Here is a 15,858-nt window from a genome sequence, read left to right as displayed (position 1 = left end):
GATTTTGTTGCACTGCGATCAGGAGAGCGATAAAAGGACGGTGCCGGATGCTCTTTTGTTGCCAAAAACAACATTGGCGCCGGCGCCGGCCGCGCGCTCCTTACATCTGTTTGAAAAGATGGGCGAATACCCGGCTCACCGCCAGGCTTTCGCTGCGGCCGCGCAGTTTCAGCGACAGCTTGCCGCTTTCGTCGCGTATCGCCATCTGGATGCATAGGTGATTGACGATGGTCCCGCGGTGCACCTGCCAGAACTGGCGGCTGTCGATCTGCGGCAGCAATTCCTTGAGGCTGGTGCGGATCAGCGATTCGCTGTCGGCGGTGACCACATTGATGTATTTGTCGCTGGCCTCGAAATAGATCACATCATTGATCGGGATCATGCGGATCTGGTTGCCGACCGCGGCGCGTATCATGGTCAGCGGCTCGGCGCTGCTGCGCGCTTGCATATTGTGCAACTGGCCGATCAGGCGCTCCAGCGCGGCATCGCCGTCGCTGTTTTGCTGCAGGCGCTCCTGCAGGCGGACTATGGTCTTGCCCAGGCGCGCATCGCTGATCGGTTTCAGCACGTAATCGGCGGCGGCATGTTCGAAGGCGGAGATCGCATATTCATCGTAGGCGGTGACAAACACGATCAGTGGAAACGCTTCGTTCTCCGGCCATTCCTCCGCCAGTTCCTGGGCCGCTTCCAGGCCGCTCTTGCCGGGCATCTTGATGTCCAGGAACAGGATGTCGGGACGCTGCTTCAGGGTTTGCTCTACCACCGCCTGGCCGTTGTCGACGCTGGCGATGACCTGCAGTTCCGGCCACAGCCGCTGCAAGGCTTGCAGCAGGGCGGCTGCCAGGATCGGTTCGTCTTCGGCTATCAGGGCGCGCAGATTGGATGGTGTAGTCATGACAGGACAGGGAGTTGGAGTTGGGCGATGACGCCATGCGGCAGATTGGGTTTGACGCTCAGGCTGGCGCGAGAACCGTATAGCGCCTGCAGCCGTTCGTGGATATTGCTGAGGCCGATATGGCTGCCTTGGCTGGCGGGGGCTTGCTGCCCGATGTCGGCAAAACCGGCTGCCAGCCCGAGGCCGGTGTCGCTGACGTCAAGCAGCAGCAGCTGGCCCTGGCGGCTGGCGCTGACTTCGATGCGGCCGCCTTCGATCTTCGGTTCCAGGCCGTGCTTGATGGCGTTTTCCACCAAGGGCTGCAGCAGCATCGGCGCAATCACGGTATCGCGCAAGGCGGCCGGCAGTTGCAGATCGAAGCTGAGGCGGCTGCCCATGCGCAGCGACATCAGTTCCAGGTAGGCTTCCATCAGGCTGAATTCCTGCGCCAGCGTGGTGTGCTCGATGCGCGAGGAAGACAGCGAAGCGCGCAGGAACTGGATCAGCTGGTCCAGCATCTGCTGCGCCCGCGGCGCATCCAGCGCAATCAGGCTTTGCAAGGTGGCCAGCGTATTGAACAGCATGTGCGGTTCAATCTGCGCCTGCAGCATCTGCAGTTGCGCCTGCAAGGCTTGTTTCTCGACGGCCGTGGCGCGTGCTCTTTCGATGGCAGCCTGGTTACGCAGTTCAGCGAGCGTGCTGAGATTCCAGAAAAACAGGGTAGCGCCGACGCAGACCGAAACGGTCAGGATAATCAGGCCGAGGCCATTTATATTCATATACATAGAAGAGAAATTGTCTGCGGACAATCCGAGCAGCTTGCCGGCCAGGCGGATGCCGAGGTATTGGGCGATGCTTGCCGCCACCAGTATGTAAGCCAGGAAATGTACTTTGGGCGGCGTAGCGTTGCGCCAGACCAGGGAGCGGCCGGCTTCTATCAGCACCATCGCCGTCAGGCCGATGCACAGCGAAAACACCAGGTTGGGCAGGAACTGGTCGCTGATGCGCATCACGTAAGTCACGATCACGGCGCACATGACGTCGATGGCGAGGTTGAAATACAGGGTGCGCAGCAGACGCCGCGCCAGCGGTTCGGCGGTGAGCGGCAAGACTGTCTGTGGAGCTGGTTTCATGGTGGGGGTGTGGGTTTATGTTTTTCTAGTTCTCGTTCTATCATGCGCTGCTTCCACTGCGCGCCTGGGTCCTTGAGGAATACGGCAACGCCGTGAAACAGCAAACCGATGCCCCAGCCCAGGATCGGTCCCAGCGCCCAGGGGTGACCGGGATTATGCAAGAAATTCAGCAGCAACAGGCCACTGTTTACAATCAAATATGCCGCCAGGTGCAGGTAAAAGCCGATTTTCCGTTCGACCTGGCGGCGGGCGTCCTGCAAGCTTGGGTTGGCATCGTTCATGGCAGTTCTCGCTGGAGTGGGAATGAGGCTATTCTGGGCTCGCTCTTGATCGCCAAAAAGCGGAATGCGACGAAAGCGGGATTGCGTGGCGCGAGTCGCCGCCGGCAGTCGCCGATTGCCAAAATACTTAAATCCATTAAGAATGAGACTAATCACGACCGGCTGGCAGCAAAAAAGCATGCAAAACACGCCTGTCATTCTTGTTTATTAGATAGAAAGAGACGATTCATGTGGCCTTATCCTAAAATAGTCGCGCATCGTGGCGGCGGTACGCTGGCGCCGGAAAACACCATCGCAGCCATGCGCTGCGGCCTGGAGCATGGCTTCCATGCGGTCGAGTTCGACGTCATGCTGTCGCGTGACGGCGTGCCGATCCTGATGCACGATCCTGTGTTCGGCCGCACTGTGCGCGGCGTCGGCAAGGTTGCCGATTTCAATGCCGATCAGCTGACGGCGATGGATGCCGGCAGCTGGCTGGGACCGCAGTTTGCCGGCGAGCGCATCTGCACCTATCGCCAGGTGCTGGATTTTTGCCGCCAGAACGCCATCTGGATGAATGTGGAAATCAAGCCGGCCGAAGGCTTTGAAATAGAAACCGGGCGCATCGTGGCGCAGGTCACCGAGCAAGTCTTCGAAGCCGAGCTGGCGGTGCACGTGGCGGCCGACCAGGGCACCTGGCCGGATCCGGCCTTGCCCTTGTTCTCCTCATTTTCATTTGATGCGCTGCGCGCGGCCCAGGTCGCCGCGCCCGATATTCCGCGCGGTTTCCTGAGCGACGCCATCGAAGACGACTGGCGGCAGCGGCTGGAACAGCTGGATGCGGTGGCGCTGCACACCAACCACAAATACCTGTCGCCGATGCAGGTGCAGGCGGTCAAGCAGGCCGGCTATGGTCTGTTTTGCTATACCGTGAATAAGCCGGAGCGGGCGACGGAAATACTGGACTGGGGCGTGGACGGTTTTTGTACTGACCGTATCGATCTGATCGCCGCCGATTTTGCGTAGGGTGGGCACAAAGGCGTGCCCACCCTACAGGGCTACCTGGTTTTACGATTCGTTACATGGCTTACAAGTCCCTTGTCGGCGTATGGCGACGGCTAGCGTTGAAGGTCACATGAGCAAGCTGCTCATCAGCCCGACCAGCCTAACCGAAAGGATTACCATGAAAACCACAAGATCAATTTCCTTCCTGCTGACCGCGCTCGTGGCCACTTTGCTGGCAGCGCCGGTTTTTGCCCAGAGCACCGCCAGCGAAACACAGCGCGACGTCAACCAGCAGAACCGGATTGAAAGCGGCCTGCAGTCCGGCCAGCTGACCACCCGCGAAGCCGGCCAGCTGGAACATCAGGAAGCCAAGGTCGACCGTACCGAAGCCAATGCGCTCAAGAACGGCAATCTGAGCCCGGCGGAAAAAGCCCGCATCCAGGGGATGCAGAACAAGGTCAGCCAGGATATCAGCGCCGACAAGCATAACGGCGCGGTCGGTAATCCCAACTCGGTCTCCAGCCAGCGCATGCAGGCGGACGTACAGCGCAACGCCAACCAGGAACAGCGCATCGAGAACGGCATCAAGTCCGGCAGCCTGGACAAACGCCAGGTCGGCAGCCTGCAGCGCGGCGAGGCACATGTCGACCGCAGCGAAGCGCGGGTTGCCCGCAACGGTCATGTCAACGCAAATGAACAGGCCCGCGTTAATCGAGTGCAGAACCGAGTTTCAAGCCGTATTCATCGTGACAAGACGAATGGCTGATCATGTGTTATCTTTAGTGCAACACATTTGTGTACTTTTACCTCACTGAAAAGGATTTCCAAATGAAGATCAATAAATTGCTGGCTGCCTTAGTCGTCGCTGCTTTCGCTCTGCCAGTCATGGCGCAAACCGCTGCTCCAGCCCCGGCTCCTGCGCCTGCCGCACCGATGGCCGCTCCTGCTGCCGCTGCTCCGGATGCAGCTGCGCCAGCCAAGGCAGTGAAAAAGCACAAAAAGCATCACCACAAGAAAAGCCACGCTATCACAGCTACACCAGTCAACAAAGGCGCTTAATAGCGTGCAGCAAGGCTGATACAGGGCCGGATTCGGGCCGGATTTTACTGAATTCCTTACCTGATATCATTAAAAGCCCGTCGGGAGCGATCCCGGTGGGCTTTTTTCATGCGCCTCCTGCTGAATCGTGCGGCAGGTATCACGTATAATCGAAGGTTTGCAAAAGTACCTATTTAGCAACGCCGTATGGGCCGGACCCGGTTTTTTGCGTTGCGGTATGTCGATTGCCCTTATTCCGTTTCATTTTTTGCCCAAGAACATGAACTCAGCCGAAATCCGCGAAAAGTTTCTCAAATTCTTTGAATCCAAGGGGCACACCATCGTGCGCTCCTCCAGCCTGGTGCCCGGCAACGATCCGACCCTGCTGTTTACCAACTCCGGCATGGTGCAGTTCAAGGACGTGTTCCTGGGCACCGAAAAGCGCAACTACGTGCGTGCTACTTCGGTGCAGCGCTGCCTGCGCGCCGGCGGCAAGCACAACGACCTGGAAAATGTCGGCTATACCGCACGCCACCACACTTTTTTCGAAATGCTGGGCAACTGGTCGTTCGGCGACTACTTCAAGCATGACTCGCTGGTCTGGGCCTGGGAGCTGCTGACCAAGGTGTACGGCCTGCCGGCCGATAAACTGTGGGCCACGGTGTATGAAACCGACGACGAAGCCTACGATATCTGGCACAAGGTGATCGGCCTGCCGAAAGAACGCATCGTGCGCATCGGCGACAACAAGGGCGCGCCTTACGCATCGGACAATTTCTGGCAGATGGCCGATACCGGTCCGTGCGGCCCTTGCTCCGAGATTTTCTACGACCACGGTCCTGACGTCTGGGGCGGTCCTCCGGGCAGCCCGGAACAGGACGGCGACCGCTACATCGAAATCTGGAACAACGTGTTCATGCAGTTCGACCGCCAGATCGATCCGAAGACCGGCGTCGCCACCCTGACGCCGCTGCCTAAGCAATGCGTCGATACCGGCATGGGCCTGGAGCGCCTGGCCGCCGTGCTGCAACATGTGCACAGCAATTATGAAATCGACCTGTTCCAGCGCCTGATCAAGGCCGCTGCGCGCGAAACCCATATCAGCGACCTGGAAAACAATTCGCTGAAGGTTATCGCTGATCACATCCGCGCCTGTTCTTTCCTGGTGGTCGACGGCGTGATTCCGGGCAACGAAGACCGCGGCTACGTGCTGCGCCGCATCATCCGCCGCGCGCTGCGCCACGGCCACAAGCTGGGCCAGACCAAGCCGTTCTTCTACAAGCTGGTCAAGGACCTGGTGCTGGAAATGGGCGCAGCTTATCCCGAGCTGCCGGAAGCCGCCGAGCGCGTCGAGCAAGTCCTGAAACAGGAAGAAGAACGTTTCGGCGAAACGCTGGAACACGGCATGAAGATCCTGGAAACGGCACTGGCCAAGAATCCGAAGAAACTGGACGGCGAAACTGCCTTCACCCTGTACGACACCTTCGGCTTCCCGCTGGATCTGACTGCGGATATCTGCCGCGAACGCGAAGTCGAGCTGGACGAAGCCGGTTTTGCCACGGCGATGGAGCGGCAGAAATCGACCGCGCGCGCGGCAGGCAAGTTCAAGATGGCTGCGGCAGTCGAATACAGCGGCGACAAGACCCGTTTCGTCGGCTATGACGAGCTGGCGCACGAAGCCAAAGTGCTGGCCTTGTATGTGGATGGCAGCGCGGTACAGAAAATCGAAGCCGGCCAGGACGCCATCGTGGTGCTCGACACCACGCCGTTCTATGCGGAGTCGGGCGGCCAGGTAGGCGATTGCGGCGTGCTGGAAGCTGCCGGCGCGCTGTTTGAAGTAGCCGATACATTGAAAATCCAGGCAGAAGTCTTTGGCCACCATGGCAATCTGCGCAGCGGCGCGCTGGCAGTGGGCGATAAAGTCAACGCCAAGGTCGACACCGCGGTACGCAACCGCACCATCCGCAATCACTCGGCCACCCACCTGATGCACAAGGCATTGCGTGAAGTGCTGGGCGCGCATGTTGCGCAAAAGGGCTCGCTGGTCGATGCCGACAAGACGCGTTTCGACTTCAGTCACAACGCCCCGGTCAGCGCCGATGAGATCCGCCGTATCGAAGAAATCGTCAACCGCGAAATCCTCGCCAACGTCGCTACCGAAGCCAAGCTGATGTCGTTCGACGATGCTGTCGGCGCCGGCGCCATGGCCTTGTTTGGCGAGAAATACGGCGATGAAGTGCGGGTGTTGTCTATCGGTACTTCGCGCGAACTGTGCGGCGGCACGCACGTCAGCCGCACCGGCGATATCGGCTTGTTCAAGATCGTCGGCGAAGGCGGCGTTGCCGCCGGCATCCGCCGTATTGAAGCGGTGACCGGCGAAGCCGGCCTGGCGCTGGTGCAGAGTCTGAGCAACCGCGTTAACGAAGCTGCCGCGGCATTGAAAGCGCAACCGGAAGAACTGACTCAGCGCATCGCGCAGGTGCAGGATCACGTCAAGGCGCTGGAAAAAGAGCTGAGCAGCCTGAAGTCGAAGCTGGCGGCCAACCAAGGCGATGAGCTGGTGTTGCAGGCGGTTGACGTCAACGGCATCAAGGTGCTGGCAGCGACACTGGAAGGCGCCGATAGCGCCACCCTGCGCGAGACCATGGACAAGCTGAAAGACAAGCTGAAAACCGCGGCCATCGTGCTGGCGGCGGTCAAGGACGGCAAGGTCAGCCTGATCGCCGGCGTCACTGCCGACGCCACCGCCAAGGTCAAGGCCGGCGAGCTGGTCAACTTCGTTGCCCAGCAGGTCGGCGGCAAGGGCGGCGGCCGTCCCGACATGGCGCAAGCCGGCGGCACCGATCCGAGCGGCCTGGCCGCTGCCTTGCAAGGCGTCGCGGCCTGGGTCGGCGAACGGGCATAGGTCTGGTCTGAATCAGCGGCCCCGAAAGCGAGCCGGCAAAGCGGGAAGCATCAAATCGCAGTAGTATCGCGGATTGATTCTTCCCGCTTTTTTCATTCTGTCTGCAACCAATAAAACCATCATGAGCGAATTCAAGTTCTGTCCGGTGTGCGCCGCCTCGCTGATCCAGCGCGCCGATGAAGACGAAGGCGGCAAACTGCGCCTGGCATGCCCCGAGGGACACTGGACGCACTGGGATAATCCGCTGCCGGTGCTGGCCGCGATCGTCGAGATCGACGGCAAGATCCTGCTGGCGCGCAATGCCGCGTGGCAGGAAGGCATGTTTGCGCTGATCACCGGTTTCATGGAGCGCGATGAAACGCCGGAGCAGGGCGTTGCACGCGAACTCAAGGAAGAAACCAACCTCGACGCGCAGCAGATCAGCCTGGTCGGCGTCTACGAATTCATCCGCAAGAACGAATTGATCATCGCCTATCACGTCATGGCCTCCGGCACTATCCGGCTGTCGCCCGAGTTGCTGGAATACCGGCTGCTGGAACCGGCTCAGCTGCGTCCGTGGCGCGCCGGCACCGGCCATGCCGTGGCCGACTGGATGCGCGGCCAGGGCCTGGCGGTGGAATACGTCGAGCGGCCGTTGCTGCAGACGGCGCCAGCCGAGCCGGCCTTGAAGGCATGAAGCGGTCTGATGCGTAAAAAATAACGCTGCCACACGGCAATGACTGGGTAAAATCACGCTATCGAAATTTTATCCCGCTCCTGAGCCGCCATGCTGATCATCCCGGTAGACCGTAAGCCAGACTGGAGGCGTCCGCCGCTGGTCACGATCCTGCTGGTGCTGGTCAACCTGCTGATCTACTTCGGCATCCAATGGGGCGAACGCAGCCATATGGAGCCGGCTGCAGAGTATTACCTGGCCGAGTCGCGCCTGCCGGAATTCGAATTCCTGGCCTATGCCCGTTTCCTGGAAAACCAGAACAAGCCGGAGGCGGGTGCGGCCATGCGCAAGGGGCTGGAACGCTGGCGCCAGATACGGGCGCGCAGCGAACTGGCGGCGGCGCGCGACGGCAAAAAGACTTCCCTGGATGACTACCAGTCCCTGATTGAACGCTGGCATGTGCTCGATGCCGACGGCAAATTTGGCGCCTTGATGCAGCAGCCCAAGCCGCCGCTGCTGGGCACCATCGATGCCGACGACCTGGCGGAGTGGAAAGAGCAGCGCGAACATTATCTGACTATCCGCAGCCGCAGCTTCACCGAGCGCTATGCGCTGATTCCGGCGCAGGCCGGCGAACGGCCGGTCACCTTGCTGACCCATATGTTCCTGCATGGCAGCGTCGAGCATGTGCTGGGCAACATGGTGTTCCTGGCGATGGTCGGCTACGCGGTGGAAATCCTGCTGGGCGGCGGCTGGTACCTGCTGTTTTACCTGCTGGCCGGTTTGCTGTCGGCAGCGTTCTACCTGCTGTTCGAAGGCGACAGCACGGCCTTGTCGCTCGGCGCATCGGGCGCGATTTCCGGCGTCATGGGCATGTACACCGTGCTGTACGGCCTGCGCAAGATCCGCTTCTTTTACTGGTTTCTGTTTTACTTCGATTTCTTCAAGGCGCCGGCGCTGATCATGTTGCCGATCTGGGTCGGCAAGGAAGCCTTCGACCTGCTGTTCGGCCAGCCGTCGAACACCAATTACTACGCCCACATCGGCGGCTTGCTGGGCGGCGCCTTGCTGGCTTTGATTTACCGCTTGCTGGCGCGCGGCAAGCTGGCGCAGGCGCATGCCAGCTATGTCTCCAACGGCGACGACGACAAGCTGCTGCGCAGTCTGCAGCAGAGCGCTTATGCCGCCCTGGCGCGGCTCGATTTCGAGCGCGCCCGGCGCGATTTCGGCAGCCTGGTCAGCAAGACGCTGGCGCAGCAGAAGACGCCGCAGCCGGACTGGCTGCTGCAGCTGTTCAATTTATCGAAGGGCGCGCCGTCCGGGCCGGCCTTCCACAAAAGCGCGCAGATGCTGCTGAGCTTGCCGAAAGGCCGCTTCGACGAACAAAAAATTCATCAGGTCTATCTCGACTATGTCGCCAGCGCGGAGCCGCGGCCGCTGCTCAGCAATGAGCAGTCGCTGGCGGTCGCCCGCCGCTTCGCCATGAATGGCCAGCCGCAAACCGCCGCCGCCATCCTGCAGATCCTGCTGGTCACCGCGCGCCAGCACCAGCAGCTGCCGCAACTGATACAGTTTATCGCCCGCGGCTTCATGACGGCGGGCAGGCACGATCAGGCGCAGCACTATCAGCAGCTATTGCTGCAGCAGTTTCCCCTGAGCGAAGAGAGCCGCTGGGTTGCCAGTCCCGGCAACCGTTACTGAGAAGCTGTGCCTCAGGCCGGTTGCGAGCTCTGGGTCATGGCTTCGATCACCTTCTTGTATTGCTGCGCTTCAGTAGCGGCCGGGCTGTCCGGCCACTGCGCGATGACGTGATTGAACAGCGTCAAGGCGCGCGCATCCTGGCGCAGATGGTCGGACAGCAATTTGCCGGCCAGCACCAGCGCCGCCGGCACATCCTTGTGGCGCGGCGCGCGCTTGTGGAAGCCCGAGACGATTTCAAGCGAGATCTGATATTCGCGCACGCTGGCGGCAGCCGCGGCAATTTCCAGTACATGATCGGGATTCTCGATCTTGAATGCGGGATCGAGCCGGCGCGCCTGCTGCCAGGCTTCGCCGATACGGCCGGCTTTCCCCGCACGCGCCAGGGTGAACAGATGGCGCGGCGCATATTCGAGCTGCTTGGCCTTGTCGCCCTTTAACAGCAGCAGCTTGGCGTAGTGGGCCGATAGCTGCGGATTGAACTGGTCGTAGCGCAGTTCTTCCCAGATCATTTCCATCGCCAGGTCGATATTGCCGTCGCGAATCAGCGCGCCGACCTGCTGCGCCAGGATGTCGTCGTCGCTCAGGGGGCGATTGTTGCGGCTGCTGGCAAGCGCATTGATTTCAAAATCGCGGTCCGGCGAATAGCCGATTTCATGATGGTATTGGTACATCGTATAGCCCATCAGATTGAAGCCGACCAAGGTGAAGTAAGCGCTGGCGAAAATGGCCAGTGTAATTAGCACGGTCAACGGCAATTTTCCGACAAACAGCATGATGACAATCGGCGCGCATTGGCTTAGTATGAAACCGAAGACCCACAGCGCCAGATACGGCCAGCCGCAAGCCTTGATCATCTTGAAAACCCTGACCGGATTGATGGCGTCGGTAAAGCTGTGGGTATAGCCGAGCACCATGATGCTGGCCGGCAGCATCAGATTGGCGATAGCGGTTGCCAACAGTCCCAGCATGGGATGGATGGAGGCCAGGACGCCGACGAAGAAGCCTTGCACGATCATGATCAGCAGCAGCTTGTAGGGCGACATCTTGTGCACATCGTCGGCCTCGTCGAAATCGGCGCAGCGCAAATTGCCGAGTGAGGTTTGTTCCAGGATACGGAATGCCTGGCGCGTCAGGTCGATGGCAAAGCCGATGCCGACCAGGATCGCAATGGTCAGGATAAAAGGAGAGAAGCCGCCGTCCTCGTCATGACTGCCGAGCAGCCACAGGCCGGTGCCGATCAGGGCGTAGACCGCCGGGTGCCAGATCAGCTGGCCTTGCAGCGGATACAGAAAGAACTGGGGCAAGCGCTGCCAGAACGGTGTGATGTTGCTGAAAGGCTTTTCGCTATGGCTGTCCCGCATGATGAGTTCCCCGGAATTTGTCATCAGGCCGGGCTGTGGGCCCGGCGACTGTGCTTGTTATTGTGTTTGTTACAGTGCGATACTTATCAATTGAATATTAGCATGTAGATGCCTGGAAAGATTGTATTAAAGACATATTTACTATTCGCCATGCTGTTGTAAAAATGATTGATGGCATGTTGCGACGCGTCAAACGCGCCATCGTTTGGAGTAGAATCAGCGAATAGCAATAAATGTTAAAAATTTTTACATTACGAAGTGGTTATGGAATTTAATAAAGAACTCGACGCCCGCGGCTTGCATTGCCCACTGCCGATTTTGAAAACCAAGAAGGCGTTGGCGGACATGCTGAGTGGCGAAGTGCTGCGTGTGCTGGCTACCGATTCCGGTTCGGTGCGCGATTTCCAGGCATTCGCGAAACAGACCGGCAACGATCTGCTGGAGCAGAGTGAAGAAAACCGGGAGTTCATTTTCTTCATGAAGCGCAAGTAAGCGGCCGGATAGCTGAACCTGCGCTTGTCTTTCCCTGTGCCTATCGTTTGAATGAATGCCCTGCGTCCTGTAGGCCGCCCCCTGTCTGAGTTGTAGCTCGATTTTCTCCTCCTGTCTTGATTTTCCCTCTGCCGGTTCCGGTCTGAACGCCAATTTTCCAAGACGTACATTGCATGGAACGTGAGCGGTTTTACAAGATCTGTGTGCGATTAGGCGATTTGCTCTAAGATTTAATAGAACGATCGTGCTAAATTTCAGCGTCGGATCGAATTCTCTCTTATAATTCCCAATTGAGATTTACGTAAACGTTAACCTTACGTTCGCCGCGGCAATCCGCTCCAACCCGCGCCAATTCAGGTTCAGATTTTTTTATTTCAAATAAAAGGCATAACGATGAAAGTATTAGTACCAGTCAAGCGTGTCGTCGACTACAACGTCAAGGTGCGGGTCAAGTCGGACGGCAGCGGTGTAGATATTGCCAACGTCAAGATGTCGATGAATCCGTTTGACGAAATCGCGGTGGAAGAAGCCACGCGTCTGAAAGAAGGCGGCAAGGTCACTGAAGTGATCGCGGTTTCCTGCGGCGTCGCGCAATGCCAGGAAACCCTGCGCACCGCGATGGCGATCGGCGCCGACCGCGGCATCCTGGTCGATACTGCCGACACCGACCTGCAACCGCTGGCGGTGGCGAAGCTGCTGAAGGCCGTGGCCGACAAGGAGCAGCCGCAACTGATCATCCTCGGCAAGCAGGCGATCGACGACGATTGCAACCAGACCGGCCAGATGCTGGCCGCGCTGCTGGGCTGGCCGCAAGCCACTTTCGCCTCCAAGGTCGTGCTGGAAGACGGCAAGGTGACCGTGACGCGTGAAGTCGACGGCGGCCTGGAAACCATCGCCCTGACGCTGCCGGCGATCGTCACCACCGACCTGCGCCTGAACGAGCCGCGCTATGTGACGCTGCCGAACATCATGAAAGCCAAGAAGAAAACCCTGGACGTGTTCAAGCCGGCCGATCTCGGTGTCGACGTGGCGCCGCGCCTGAAGACGCTGAAAGTGGTGGAGCCTGCCAAGCGCAGCGCCGGCATCAAAGTGCCTGACGTTGCCACGCTGGTCGCCAAGCTGAAGAACGAAGCCAAGGTACTGTAAGCGCGGCAGACGCACTTACCGGCCATTCACCAAGAACCAGGCGCAGCGCCGCAAGAATGCAGGCGCGCGTCAACAAAATCAGGAGCCCCCATGACAGCCTTAGTCATCGCCGAACACGGTAATGCCTCGTTAAAAGGCAGCACTCTCAACACCGTTACCGCCGCCAGCCAATGCGGCGGCGAGGTCCATGTACTGGTCGCCGGCAGCAATTGCGGCGCGGCCGCGCAAGCCGCAGCCCAGCTGGCCGGCGTCAGCAAGGTATTGGTCGCCGATGCGGCTTATTTTGCCGATGGCCTGGCGGAAAACGTCGCCGCCCAGGTGCTGGCCCTGGCTGCGGCCTACAGCCACATCCTGGCGCCGGCTACCGCCTACGGCAAGAACATCTTGCCGCGTGTTGCCGCCAAGCTGGACGTCGGCCAGATTTCCGAAATCACCAAGGTCGACAGTCCTGACACTTTCGAGCGCCCGATCTATGCCGGCAATGCCATCGCCACCGTGCAATCGAGCGATGCAGTGAAAGTCATCACGGTCCGCACCACCGGTTTCGACGCTGCTGCAAGCGGCGGTTCCGCTGCCGTGGAAAACATCGCCGCCGCTGCCGACTTCGGCAAGTCGGCATTTGTATCGCGCGAGCTGGCGAAGTCGGACCGTCCTGAACTGACCGCTGCCAAGATCATCGTTTCCGGCGGCCGCGGCATGGGTTCGGCGGAGAATTTCAAGATCCTCGAGCCGCTGGCCGACAAGCTCAACGCAGCGATGGGCGCCTCGCGCGCCGCGGTCGACGCCGGCTTCGTGCCGAACGACTGGCAGGTCGGCCAGACCGGCAAGATCGTCGCCCCGCAGCTGTACATCGCCGTCGGCATTTCCGGCGCGATCCAGCATCTGGCCGGGATGAAGGATTCCAAGGTCATCGTCGCCATCAACAAGGATGAAGAAGCGCCGATTTTCCAGGTGGCTGATTACGGACTGGTGGGCGACCTGTTCAAGATTCTCCCGGAGCTGGACGAAGAACTCGCCAAGCGCGGCTACAACTAAAGGCAAACGACATGGCTGTTGAAAAGATCGGCGTAATCGGGGCGGGCCAGATGGGCAACGGCATTGCGCATGTGCTGGCGCTGGCCGGCTATGACGTGGTGCTGGATGACATCAACAAGGAAGCGCTGGCCAAAGCCGTGGGCCTGATCGAGAAGAACATGCAGCGCCAGGCGCACAAGGGCATCATCAAGGAAGAACAGATCAAGCCGGCTTTGGCACGTATCCGCACCACCCAGACACTTGATGATCTCAGGGACCGCGACCTGGTGATGGAAGCCGCGACGGAAGATGAAGTTGTCAAGAAAAAGATTTTCCAGGACCTATGTCAGCGCATTTCGCCCAAGGCGCTGATCGCGACCAACACTTCGAGCATTTCCGTGACGCGGCTGGCGGCCTCTACCGATCGTCCGGAGAATTTCATCGGCCTGCATTTCATGAATCCGGTGCCCGTGATGCAGCTGGTGGAAGTGATCCGCGGCATCGCCACCAACGACACCACCTTCCAAACCGCGCTGGAGATCGTCAAGCGCGTGGGCAAGACCGCGGCCTATGCCGAGGATTTCCCGGCCTTCATCGTCAACCGCATCCTGCTGCCGATGATCAACGAGGCGGTCTATACGCTTTATGAAGGCGTGGGCAATGTGGACGCGATCGATACCGCCATGCGGCTTGGCGCCAATCATCCCATGGGGCCGCTGCAATTGGCCGACTTTATCGGGCTGGATACCTGCCTCAGTGTGATGCAGGTGCTTTATGAAGGCTTGGCGGATTCCAAATATCGCCCCTGCCCGCTGCTGGTGAAGTATGTGGAGGCAGGATGGCTCGGCCGCAAGACCGGCCGCGGTTTCTACGATTACCGCGGCGAACATCCCGTCCCCACGCGCTAATCCATCAGTAGCCAGAGATTATGGGGCGTGGGCAGGAGGGCGCGCGGAGCGTACCCAGAGTAGGTGAGCACGGCCGACGAACCCACGACCCAAAAGATCGGCGCTAGGTTCCCGTGATGCGTTTGAAATACTGGATCGCCTCGGGCGACCCCCAGTCGGCAGGCCCCTCCGCCCGCGCCACAACCTTGCCGTCAGGGCCGATCAAAATGGTCGCGGGCAGGCCCGGCACCACAAAGCTCCGCAACATCATCCGGTCCGAATCCAGATAGACCGGCAGGGCGCCGGCATCGTGGCTCTTGAGGAATCCGGCGGCGTCCACCTTTGTCGTGTCCGTGTTAACCGCCACCACCTTCAGCCCCGGCGCGAAGCGCGACAGCCGGGCCAGGGACGGCAGCTCGCTGACGCAGGGCGCGCACCAGGTGGCCCAGAGATTGACGAGCACATAGCGGCCCTGGAATGCCTGGAGCGCATGGCGGTTGCCCTGGCCATCGATGAAATGCACATCCGGGGCGGTTTTTGGGGTCTTTTCCAGCACCAGAGCCGACAGCGAAGCCGGCGGCTCCAACCCCTGATGGACAGAAAGCAGCCCTTTCCCATATAGAACGCCCATTACCAGGGCGAGACCTGCGGCCAAGCAGATGATGATTTTCTTGGTCATGACACCCGGATGAGACAATGAGCACGAACAAAATGTGGGGCGGACGGTTTGACTCCGGCCCCGCCGCCATCATGAGGGAGATTACCCCCTCGATCGATTTCGACAAGCGCCTCGCGGCCGAAGATCTGGCGGGTTCGCGCGCCCATTGCCGCATGCTGGCCAATGAGGGGATCATTTCCAAGGACGACGGCCAGGCCATCCTGGATGGTCTGACCGCCATCGAGAAAGAGATCGCCGAAGGCAAATTCGTCTTCAAGCGCGAACTGGAGGACATTCATCTCAATATCGAGGCCCGGCTGGCCGAGCTGATCGGGCCGCCTGCCGGACGGCTGCACACGGCACGGTCGCGCAACGACCAAGTGGTCACCGATTTTAGGCTGTGGGTACGCGCGGCCTGCGAGCACGCCGATTCCGGTCTGCTTGCCTTGCAGCGCGCGCTGCTCGCACAGGCCGAGAAACATGTCGAGACCATCATGCCGGGCTTCACCCATATGCAGGTGGCCCAGCCGGTAACCTTCGGCCATCATCTGCTCGCCTATGTCGAGATGTTCGGCCGCGACCGTGGACGGTTCGAGGACACCAGGAAGCGGCTGAATGAATCGCCCTTGGGCGCCGCGGCGTTGGCCGGCACGTCTTTTCCCATCGATCGCGACGCGACCTCCCACAGCCTGGGATTTGCCCGCCCGATGCGCAATTCCATGGATGCAA

Annotated in this window: 16 protein-coding genes; 11 read left to right on the top strand and 5 right to left on the bottom strand. The window is 59.9% G+C overall.

Annotated elements, in window-relative coordinates:
* Positions 1 to 100: 100 nt before the first annotated feature.
* From VNZ65_RS00690 to VNZ65_RS00680, 3 genes are read right to left on the bottom strand one after another with little or no spacing between them, the layout of a single operon-like run.
* Positions 101 to 895: a LytTR family DNA-binding domain-containing protein gene (locus tag VNZ65_RS00690; protein WP_325665068.1), complete on the bottom strand. Its 795-nt coding sequence runs from the start codon at positions 893 to 895 to the stop codon at positions 101 to 103.
* Positions 892 to 2,007 carry a sensor histidine kinase gene (locus tag VNZ65_RS00685; RefSeq protein WP_325665066.1) on the bottom strand — a complete coding sequence of 372 codons (1,116 nt, stop codon included), beginning with the start codon at positions 2,005 to 2,007 and terminating at the stop codon, positions 892 to 894. The genes VNZ65_RS00690 and VNZ65_RS00685 overlap by 4 nt, the downstream gene beginning before the upstream one ends.
* The gene (locus VNZ65_RS00680) at positions 2,004 to 2,288 is read right to left on the bottom strand and encodes a 2TM domain-containing protein (protein ID WP_325665064.1); all 285 of its coding nucleotides are present in this window, start codon (positions 2,286 to 2,288) and stop codon (positions 2,004 to 2,006) included. Before VNZ65_RS00680 ends, VNZ65_RS00685 begins: the two co-directional genes overlap by 4 nt.
* A 228-nt stretch (positions 2,289 to 2,516) precedes the next feature.
* On the opposite strand from VNZ65_RS00680, the gene ugpQ reads away from it, so the two are divergent.
* The 6 genes from ugpQ (at position 2,517) to VNZ65_RS00650 (ending at position 9,571) form a co-directional block, all read left to right on the top strand.
* Entirely contained in the window at positions 2,517 to 3,293 is a 777-nt protein-coding gene (gene ugpQ / locus VNZ65_RS00675; RefSeq protein WP_325665062.1) for a glycerophosphodiester phosphodiesterase, read from the top strand.
* A 157-nt stretch (positions 3,294 to 3,450) separates the two neighbouring features.
* Positions 3,451 to 4,038, top strand: coding sequence for a hypothetical protein (locus tag VNZ65_RS00670; protein ID WP_325665060.1), 588 nt, complete (start codon positions 3,451 to 3,453; stop codon positions 4,036 to 4,038).
* A 29-nt stretch (positions 4,039 to 4,067) separates the two neighbouring features.
* Positions 4,068 to 4,331: a hypothetical protein gene (locus tag VNZ65_RS00665; RefSeq protein ID WP_325665058.1), complete on the top strand. Its 264-nt coding sequence runs from the start codon at positions 4,068 to 4,070 to the stop codon at positions 4,329 to 4,331.
* Positions 4,332 to 4,590: 259 nt separating this feature from the next.
* Positions 4,591 to 7,215: an alanine--tRNA ligase gene (gene alaS / locus VNZ65_RS00660; RefSeq protein WP_325665056.1), complete on the top strand. Its 2,625-nt coding sequence runs from the start codon at positions 4,591 to 4,593 to the stop codon at positions 7,213 to 7,215.
* Positions 7,216 to 7,336: 121 nt separating this feature from the next.
* Positions 7,337 to 7,891, top strand: coding sequence for an NUDIX domain-containing protein (locus VNZ65_RS00655; RefSeq protein ID WP_325665054.1), 555 nt, complete (start codon positions 7,337 to 7,339; stop codon positions 7,889 to 7,891).
* Between the two features lie 90 nt (positions 7,892 to 7,981).
* Positions 7,982 to 9,571, top strand: a complete 1,590-nt coding sequence (locus VNZ65_RS00650) for a rhomboid family intramembrane serine protease (RefSeq protein WP_325665052.1) — start codon at positions 7,982 to 7,984, stop codon at positions 9,569 to 9,571.
* A gap of 11 nt (positions 9,572 to 9,582) precedes the next feature.
* Here the strand turns inward: VNZ65_RS00650 and VNZ65_RS00645 are convergent, their stop codons facing one another.
* Complete coding sequence (locus VNZ65_RS00645) at positions 9,583 to 10,932, bottom strand: hypothetical protein (RefSeq protein ID WP_325665050.1); 1,350 nt, start codon at positions 10,930 to 10,932, stop codon at positions 9,583 to 9,585.
* 264 nt (positions 10,933 to 11,196) lie between these two features.
* On the opposite strand from VNZ65_RS00645, the gene VNZ65_RS00640 reads away from it, so the two are divergent.
* The 4 genes from VNZ65_RS00640 (at position 11,197) to VNZ65_RS00625 (ending at position 14,492) form a co-directional block, all read left to right on the top strand.
* Positions 11,197 to 11,424 carry a sulfurtransferase TusA family protein gene (locus tag VNZ65_RS00640; RefSeq protein ID WP_038491550.1) on the top strand — a complete coding sequence of 76 codons (228 nt, stop codon included), beginning with the start codon at positions 11,197 to 11,199 and terminating at the stop codon, positions 11,422 to 11,424.
* A 393-nt stretch (positions 11,425 to 11,817) separates the two neighbouring features.
* Positions 11,818 to 12,570 (top strand): electron transfer flavoprotein subunit beta/FixA family protein, encoded by a 753-nt coding sequence (locus VNZ65_RS00635; RefSeq protein WP_325665046.1) that lies wholly within the window; start codon positions 11,818 to 11,820, stop codon positions 12,568 to 12,570.
* A 90-nt stretch (positions 12,571 to 12,660) separates the two neighbouring features.
* Entirely contained in the window at positions 12,661 to 13,605 is a 945-nt protein-coding gene (locus VNZ65_RS00630) for an electron transfer flavoprotein subunit alpha/FixB family protein (protein WP_325665044.1), read from the top strand.
* A gap of 11 nt (positions 13,606 to 13,616) precedes the next feature.
* Positions 13,617 to 14,492 (top strand): 3-hydroxybutyryl-CoA dehydrogenase, encoded by an 876-nt coding sequence (locus VNZ65_RS00625; protein WP_325665042.1) that lies wholly within the window; start codon positions 13,617 to 13,619, stop codon positions 14,490 to 14,492.
* Between the two features lie 103 nt (positions 14,493 to 14,595).
* Here the strand turns inward: VNZ65_RS00625 and VNZ65_RS00620 are convergent, their stop codons facing one another.
* Positions 14,596 to 15,150, bottom strand: a complete 555-nt coding sequence (locus VNZ65_RS00620; protein WP_325665040.1) for a TlpA disulfide reductase family protein — start codon at positions 15,148 to 15,150, stop codon at positions 14,596 to 14,598.
* A 17-nt stretch (positions 15,151 to 15,167) separates the two neighbouring features.
* Here VNZ65_RS00620 and VNZ65_RS00615 point away from each other — a divergent pair.
* On the top strand, positions 15,168 to 15,858 hold a 691-nt coding region (locus VNZ65_RS00615), incomplete at its 3' end, for an argininosuccinate lyase (RefSeq protein ID WP_325665038.1).

The organism is Collimonas sp. (assembly GCF_035566555.1).
In the GTDB taxonomy this organism is placed as follows: domain Bacteria; phylum Pseudomonadota; class Gammaproteobacteria; order Burkholderiales; family Burkholderiaceae_D; genus Collimonas.
Note: the sequence above shows the minus strand (reverse complement) of the source record. Positions and strands in the feature narration are given on the sequence as shown.

Bases quoted from the DNA above. Each gene is read 5' to 3' on its own strand.
- VNZ65_RS00690 (WP_325665068.1), bottom strand. From the start codon at position 895: ATGACTACACCATCCAATCTGCGCGCCCTGATAGCCGAAGACGAACCG.
- VNZ65_RS00685 (WP_325665066.1), bottom strand. From the start codon at position 2,007: ATGAAACCAGCTCCACAGACAGTCTTGCCGCTCACCGCCGAACCGCTG.
- VNZ65_RS00680 (WP_325665064.1), bottom strand. From the start codon at position 2,288: ATGAACGATGCCAACCCAAGCTTGCAGGACGCCCGCCGCCAGGTCGAA.
- ugpQ (WP_325665062.1), top strand. From the start codon at position 2,517: ATGTGGCCTTATCCTAAAATAGTCGCGCATCGTGGCGGCGGTACGCTG.
- VNZ65_RS00670 (WP_325665060.1), top strand. From the start codon at position 3,451: ATGAAAACCACAAGATCAATTTCCTTCCTGCTGACCGCGCTCGTGGCC.
- alaS (WP_325665056.1), top strand. From the start codon at position 4,591: ATGAACTCAGCCGAAATCCGCGAAAAGTTTCTCAAATTCTTTGAATCC.
- VNZ65_RS00655 (WP_325665054.1), top strand. From the start codon at position 7,337: ATGAGCGAATTCAAGTTCTGTCCGGTGTGCGCCGCCTCGCTGATCCAG.
- VNZ65_RS00650 (WP_325665052.1), top strand. From the start codon at position 7,982: ATGCTGATCATCCCGGTAGACCGTAAGCCAGACTGGAGGCGTCCGCCG.
- VNZ65_RS00645 (WP_325665050.1), bottom strand. From the start codon at position 10,932: ATGCGGGACAGCCATAGCGAAAAGCCTTTCAGCAACATCACACCGTTC.
- VNZ65_RS00640 (WP_038491550.1), top strand. From the start codon at position 11,197: ATGGAATTTAATAAAGAACTCGACGCCCGCGGCTTGCATTGCCCACTG.
- VNZ65_RS00635 (WP_325665046.1), top strand. From the start codon at position 11,818: ATGAAAGTATTAGTACCAGTCAAGCGTGTCGTCGACTACAACGTCAAG.
- VNZ65_RS00630 (WP_325665044.1), top strand. From the start codon at position 12,661: ATGACAGCCTTAGTCATCGCCGAACACGGTAATGCCTCGTTAAAAGGC.
- VNZ65_RS00625 (WP_325665042.1), top strand. From the start codon at position 13,617: ATGGCTGTTGAAAAGATCGGCGTAATCGGGGCGGGCCAGATGGGCAAC.
- VNZ65_RS00620 (WP_325665040.1), bottom strand. From the start codon at position 15,150: ATGACCAAGAAAATCATCATCTGCTTGGCCGCAGGTCTCGCCCTGGTA.